4 protein-coding genes and 1 pseudogene are annotated in these 5,726 nt (G+C 61.9%); 1 reads left to right on the top strand and 4 read right to left on the bottom strand.

What is annotated here, in order from left to right; translation table 11 throughout:
• Window positions 1–376: 376 nt before the first annotated feature.
• From RCH07_RS18910 to RCH07_RS18920, 4 genes and pseudogenes are all read right to left on the bottom strand, one after another.
• A complete protein-coding gene (locus RCH07_RS18910; protein WP_326969033.1) occupies window positions 377–1,408 on the bottom strand; it encodes a DEAD/DEAH box helicase in 1,032 nt (343 codons plus the stop codon).
• A gap of 557 nt (window positions 1,409–1,965) precedes the next feature.
• Window positions 1,966–2,826 (bottom strand): annotated as a pseudogene (locus RCH07_RS19350) (TOTE conflict system archaeo-eukaryotic primase domain-containing protein); the annotation flags it as partial.
• Window positions 2,827–3,598: 772 nt separating this feature from the next.
• Window positions 3,599–3,967: a type II toxin-antitoxin system death-on-curing family toxin gene (locus RCH07_RS18915; protein WP_326969034.1), complete on the bottom strand. Its 369-nt coding sequence runs from the start codon at window positions 3,965–3,967 to the stop codon at window positions 3,599–3,601.
• Window positions 3,964–4,170, bottom strand: a complete 207-nt coding sequence (locus RCH07_RS18920; RefSeq protein ID WP_326969035.1) for a hypothetical protein — start codon at window positions 4,168–4,170, stop codon at window positions 3,964–3,966. The genes RCH07_RS18915 and RCH07_RS18920 overlap by 4 nt, the downstream gene beginning before the upstream one ends.
• A gap of 165 nt (window positions 4,171–4,335) precedes the next feature.
• Here RCH07_RS18920 and RCH07_RS18925 point away from each other — a divergent pair, with 165 nt between their 5' ends.
• Window positions 4,336–5,553: a transposase family protein gene (locus tag RCH07_RS18925; protein ID WP_326969036.1), complete on the top strand. Its 1,218-nt coding sequence runs from the start codon at window positions 4,336–4,338 to the stop codon at window positions 5,551–5,553.
• The last annotated feature ends 173 nt before the right edge of the window (window positions 5,554–5,726 follow it).

Raw genomic sequence — 5,726 nt, forward strand, 5'->3', positions numbered from 1 at the left:
CGCCCCGCCGGAACCCGCCGGCGGGGCATTTCTATGCCCGGCCCGTCATCACCGGACGTGACGCCGCCACAGTCAAATAACGCGACGGGTAACACACGTCACCATTCCACATCGACTCCCTCGACACAACTCAGGGGTTCTACAACTCAAGTGTTATAGTGCGGCCGCCACTTGTTGGACGTGCAGGAGCGACGAGCCGTCACAACCACGACGGTTGCGACCAGGCAGTGCGTCGCAGCGAAGAAGATCTGGCAAGGCGAGTCGTCGTATTCGAGGCGAGAACTCCGGTATTTTGCCCAAAGGTGACCTCTCGGGAATACGGTTACGAGGAGTTGTGGCAACGCTGACACCGCCGCCTACGGTCCTGGGGACGATGTCATCTGATTTTGAGCTTGCGCGGATCAGGGAACCCGAGCGAGACGTACCCTGGCGCCCGCTTGTTCAGGGATGCGGCCAGTACAGGTGTCGATTCGTCGCAGTAATCGTGGACTGTCGCCACGGTTTTCCCTAGGTACGGCCGGATTACCCGGCCGACGTATTGGACCAATCTGCCTTTGAACGACACAGGCGCTGCGAGGAACAGGGTATCCAGTTTGGGGCAGTCAAAGCCTTCTCCAATGTATGAGCCGGTGCCCAGGACCAGCAGAGGCTGCGCATCATCGGTGGCGGCAAGAAGGTCGACGGCAGCCTGTCGTTCCTTGGCTTTCATCGCTCCAGTGAAAGCCACTGGCTTCAGACCAGCCGCCTCGAACCGGGACCTCAGGGACTCAAGATGGGCTTTCCACGTAGTCAGTACAAGAATTCGGGAGTTCTGTTCGTAAGCTTCAATGACGTCGTCGTAAATTTGCTGTAGGCGTTCCTCATTGGCGATCAAGTCCTTGTAGATGGCAGAGATCCCGCCCGGTTCGCTTGGGTCTGCGGCGCCGTCGTACGCGTATGAGGTCCGGTGCAGTTCCAAAGTCAAGGCCGGTCCGGCAATCTCGTGTGCGTTCGTTGGAAGCTGCTGCGGAACAGCCGCGGAAATAGTGTGTGAGATTTGGCCGAGCTGGTGGTAGATCAGCGAGTCCAGCTTGTCCCGCCGGTACGGTGTGGCCGTCAGCCCCAGCCAGTACCGGGCCTGGATCTGGTTCATGACGTGGGTGAACGCTGCCGCCGGGACGTGGTGACATTCGTCCACGATGACGAAACCATAGCTGGCGGTCAGCTCGGCGACATTTTCCCGCCGTGCCAGCGTGGGCAAAAGCGCGACATCGACCCGACCCGTCGTCTTGGCACGGCCACCTCCGATTTGGCCGCACTTCTCGTCCAAGAACTCACGGATGCGGCTGCGCCATTGCTCGGCCAAGGCTTTGCGATCAACCAGAATGAGCGTCGAAACGCCACGACGTGCCATCGCGGCACACGCCATGACGGTCTTTCCGGTACCGGCGGGGCCACCAGGACTCCGTGCTCGGCGGCAGTGGCGGCGTCCAAGGCAACTTGTTGTTCCGCGCGCAGGCGGGCTGAGCACTCGAAGCTGTGGGCAGTGCCTTCCGTCCGTTGATCATCAATGCGCAGCGAGCTGCCACTCGAATCGACCAGTTGCTTCACGAAAGGCAACAACCCACGTGGCAGGATGAGGTCGCCGTCAAGCGTTTCGTCGTAGTTACGCAGGTATCGGGGAATATTCCAGGTGGATCGCCTCTGACGTTGGCGTTCGTAGAACTCAGGGTTCGGCATGGAAGCGGCATGCTTGACGGCTGAGATCATGGCCGGTCCAAGGTCTGCTGCCCTGATAGTGAGGCGTGATGCGAATGCGACTCGGACGATCAGAGCGGGGCGTGGAAGGATCTTGGACGATAGCGGCAGTTCGAGCCGGCGAACCTCTTGTCCCAACCTGACCGCAGGCAGCTTTCTGACATGTGTACGTACTTCCCGCTCCGAAAGCCGATCCAGGCTGGACAGGTACGCCCATTGGTCCTCATATGGTTCGAGGGTCGTAGTGTCGAGGAACAACGTGGTGCCGTGCTGGCGGCGCTTGCCGTTCAGCGGCGCAGCTATCAGGTTACCCATGCCCTTGCCTGAGTGAACGTCCTGGGCGGGAAAGAGCCTGTCATAGCTGGCCAGGCTCATGCTGCCACGCAATGCCATCGCTTCGTGGATGAGACCGGTGCCAAGCTGGCGTGCTGCCGACGCAGGTATTTCGGTGCTGAAGAAGATCCACACATGGGCGCCACGTCCTGATTGGGATACTTCCAACGCTGCAGGAATTCCCCGAAAGCGAGCAGCCTTGACGTACGCCAACGCATCCAGCATTGCGGCGCCTCCGTCAAAGTCCGCCGCCACCCACCAACAGGTGTCCTGTTCGGTCAAGGGGTAAAGGCCAATGTGCTGGACTCCGCGCAAATGATCCGCAACAACGAACGGGGTGAGCGGCAGGAAATTGGCGCCAACGATGTTCGCGCCCTTGCGCCAACCCCCGACGACGGCAGGAACCCAGCCGGAGCGACCGTCCCGCGAGTTTTCCCACCGGACGGCGTAGACATCCCTGCGCGCCCTGAACAGGTCCTGGAACAGACGAATTTTCGCTTCCGGAGACGATTCCATGGTTACCGGACCGTGGTGCAACACCGCAGAAATTCCAGCCTGGGCCAGGTGTGCTGCCTTCGATTCCACTTCCGTGAGTTCCAAGAGTTTCCGTAGCCTGGCATTATCGAGGCGCAATTCGTCGAGCTCACGTCTCAGCGCCCTATCTGCCGCGCCGGAAAGGCCCGGTAATACAGTTTGACCACCAGCTTCAGGAGTGTCTTCAATCACGGTTCCATTGTGGTCGGCAGAAGCGATCATTGCGAAACCAGATGAATGTCATCCAGCTCAGTTGGTAATGCCGAATGGATCGCCGACTGCGCACGGCCCCAACTTGAGACAAGTCATGCCGTCGCGGCCCCACCCCGCCATGAAGAGGGAAGAACGCGGAACCATCCGCCGCCCCCAAAGAAAGAGGCACCAGGCCACACCGACGGCCACCAACAAGAAGCGCCCTGAAGGGGCCCATACGGCTGCGGCCTGTGCGATCGGCTCGCAGATTTTCTGGCCGCCCGCTCCGAACGAACCCACGAGTGGCCGCTGGCCACGCCGGGCCGGCAACACATCCACCAGCAAATCGACGCCTCCGGCCTAACGGTTCGACACACCACCCGGAGACAGGGCCGGCCCTACACCCTGCTCCTGGCGAAAACCAAAGACCTGTTCCAACGTGAGGACGAAGTACGTCAGCAGACACTGTCCGAACTCGCTTGGCTAGCGACCGCGTTCGAGTAGGCAGGCCGGGTGCCACACCCCGTAACGGCTACCAAGGGTGCTTTGGCCTGCCGATCACCAACTGCAACAGGAAGTCGCCTTGCAACTTGCTCCGGGGCCGGAGCGCGCGCACCGCTTCGCGCGGGTCCGTGCACGTTTGCCCGCTTCCGCGATGTTACGGATTGTGATCCGTTCTGGCCGGCCGCACATGCTCGCGCCGCCGAACGCGAAGGGCAGCGAACGCGCAGCTTCCACGCGCGCCGGTCCTCTACGACCCCTTGGACAAGAACGCATCATTTAGTGGCACTCCAGCCGGGGCCTAACGCAAGACCAGATGCCGGGAAATCAGCGCGGCGGAGTTCCGCAACTCAACAGTTCCTGCGGCGACTCCGACGACCAGGTCGAAGCCCTCGTCAGTCGTGAAGTCATGGCGGTAGCCGTTGATCCACAGCAGCAGGACCATCACGGTCCAGGCGGTGCGCTTGTTGCCGTCAATAAGCGGATGGAAACGGGCCACCGACTCCAGCAACGCGGCCGCCTTCATCGCCAACTCAGGATAAGCCTCAGCGCCCGTGACTGTAGTCGCGGGCCGGGCCAGGGCCGAGGCGAGCAAACCGACATCACGGATGTGGAACCCGTACCGGTCGATTACCTGCAGTGCGTCCTCAATGTCGAGGTATGCGGTCACGCGTCCTCAAGGCGCGTCAACAGCTCGGCGTCATGGCTCATGACGAAGTCGAGGCCCACACCGATCTCACTCCGCCGAGCGTGGCGCTGCAGGACCAGCTCGGCACCCTGGAGGAGCAACGCCGACTTGGAGGTATGTGCCTCGACGGCGAGCCGCTCAAGCCGCCGGTCAAGCTCTTCGGGAACGCGCAGATTCATAGCCATACCTCATGGTACCAAACGAGTACCACACTGGTACCAGCCCCCGCGTTGACTCATCAAAGATGCCCGCGTAGCTGCCTTCGAAGAATCATTTGGGAATGCCCGCGAAGCGGTGTGTCTGCCGGGCCGGTAGTTGCCGGCCCGGCACGCTGAGCCATGGAGCTGTCAATGAGCGAACGCAGGGCTGTCACGAAGACCATCGCCACCCGGTATGCCCGCTCGGATCGGGGCGCTAAGAGGACCATTTTGGACGAGGTGTGTGACATGACCGGATGGCACCGCGATCACGCCAGGAAGGCACTGCGCCTCGCGCTGGTCCTGCGGGTGGCCAAGCCGCGGAAGCCCCGGCCCCCGCTGTACGGGGAGGCGGTGATCGAGGCGCTGCGGAAGTGCTGGGCGGTGCAGGGCACCTCGTGCGGACGGTTGTTGGCCGCGTCGCTGCCGGATCTGGTGCCGCGTCTGCGCCGGTTCGGGGAGCTCGATATCGACGACGCTACGGCGGCGTTGCTGCTCAAGATTGCCCCGACCACCATCGACCGCCGGCTCAAATCAGACCGTGCAAAACTGGACCCGCGGGGCAGGTCCCACACGAAGCCGGGGACCTTACTGAAGGACTCCATTCCGATGCGGACCTGGGCCGAATGGGACGACGCCCGGCCGGGTTTCGTGGAGATCGATCTGGTCGGCCACGAGGGCGGAAACAGCAAGGGCGAGTTCTGTTTCACCCTGGATATCACCGATATCGCCACCGGCTGGACCGAGACCGTCTCCGTGAAGAACAAGGCCCAGAAATGGGTGTTCGCCGCCATCAAAGAGGCGACCGCGGCGTTCCCGTTCCCCATCCTCGGGATCGATTCGGACAACGGAAGCGAGTTCATCAACTGGGGGCTGTTCCGCTGGTGCGAACAAGAGAAACTGACGTTCACCCGGTCCCGGTCGGGCAACAAAAACGACGGCGCACACGTGGAGCAAAAGAACTGGCACATCGTGCGTCAGACCGTCGGATACCACCGCTACGACACGGCCGCGGAGCTGGCGTTGCTGAACCGGATCTGGGCATTGCAGCGGCTGCTGACCAACCACTTCGCGCCCCAGCAGAAGCTGGCGTCCAAGGAACGCCACGGCGCGAAAATCACCAAGAAATACGACAAGCCGGCCACGCCCGTTCAGCGCTGCCTCGCCGATAAGGGCGCCGTCCGGGTGGCCGTCAAGGCCAGACTCAAACGGGAAAACCTGCCGCTGAACCCGGCCGCGATCCAACGCCAGGTTCAGGCACTCACTGCGGAGCTGCTCACGCTCACGACCGCGAAAAGCGGGCCCAAAGCCCAACCATCTATCCGGGCAAAATCAAATGATTCCACGAAGCAACCCAGGCGGGCATCTTGACATGATTCCTCGGGGCCCCCTGTCAACTGCGGCCCGCCCCGCCCGGAAATCAATGACGTCACCGAGGACTTCACATTTCTGGGTATGGCATCCTGAAATGGCCCCACTTGTAGGGCTTTTAGTCGCTTGAATTGGCCCCACCCTCGACCCGCCCGTAGCGTTCCCTTTGTCGT

The sequence above is a fragment of the Arthrobacter sp. CG_A4 genome, from assembly GCF_035985125.1.
GTDB lineage: Bacteria > Actinomycetota > Actinomycetes > Actinomycetales > Micrococcaceae > Arthrobacter.

Bases quoted from the DNA above. Each gene is read 5' to 3' on its own strand.
- RCH07_RS18910 (WP_326969033.1), bottom strand. From the start codon at position 1,408: ATGGCGTGTGCCGCGATGGCACGTCGTGGCGTTTCGACGCTCATTCTG.
- RCH07_RS18920 (WP_326969035.1), bottom strand. From the start codon at position 4,170: ATGGCTATGAATCTGCGCGTTCCCGAAGAGCTTGACCGGCGGCTTGAG.
- RCH07_RS18925 (WP_326969036.1), top strand. From the start codon at position 4,336: ATGAGCGAACGCAGGGCTGTCACGAAGACCATCGCCACCCGGTATGCC.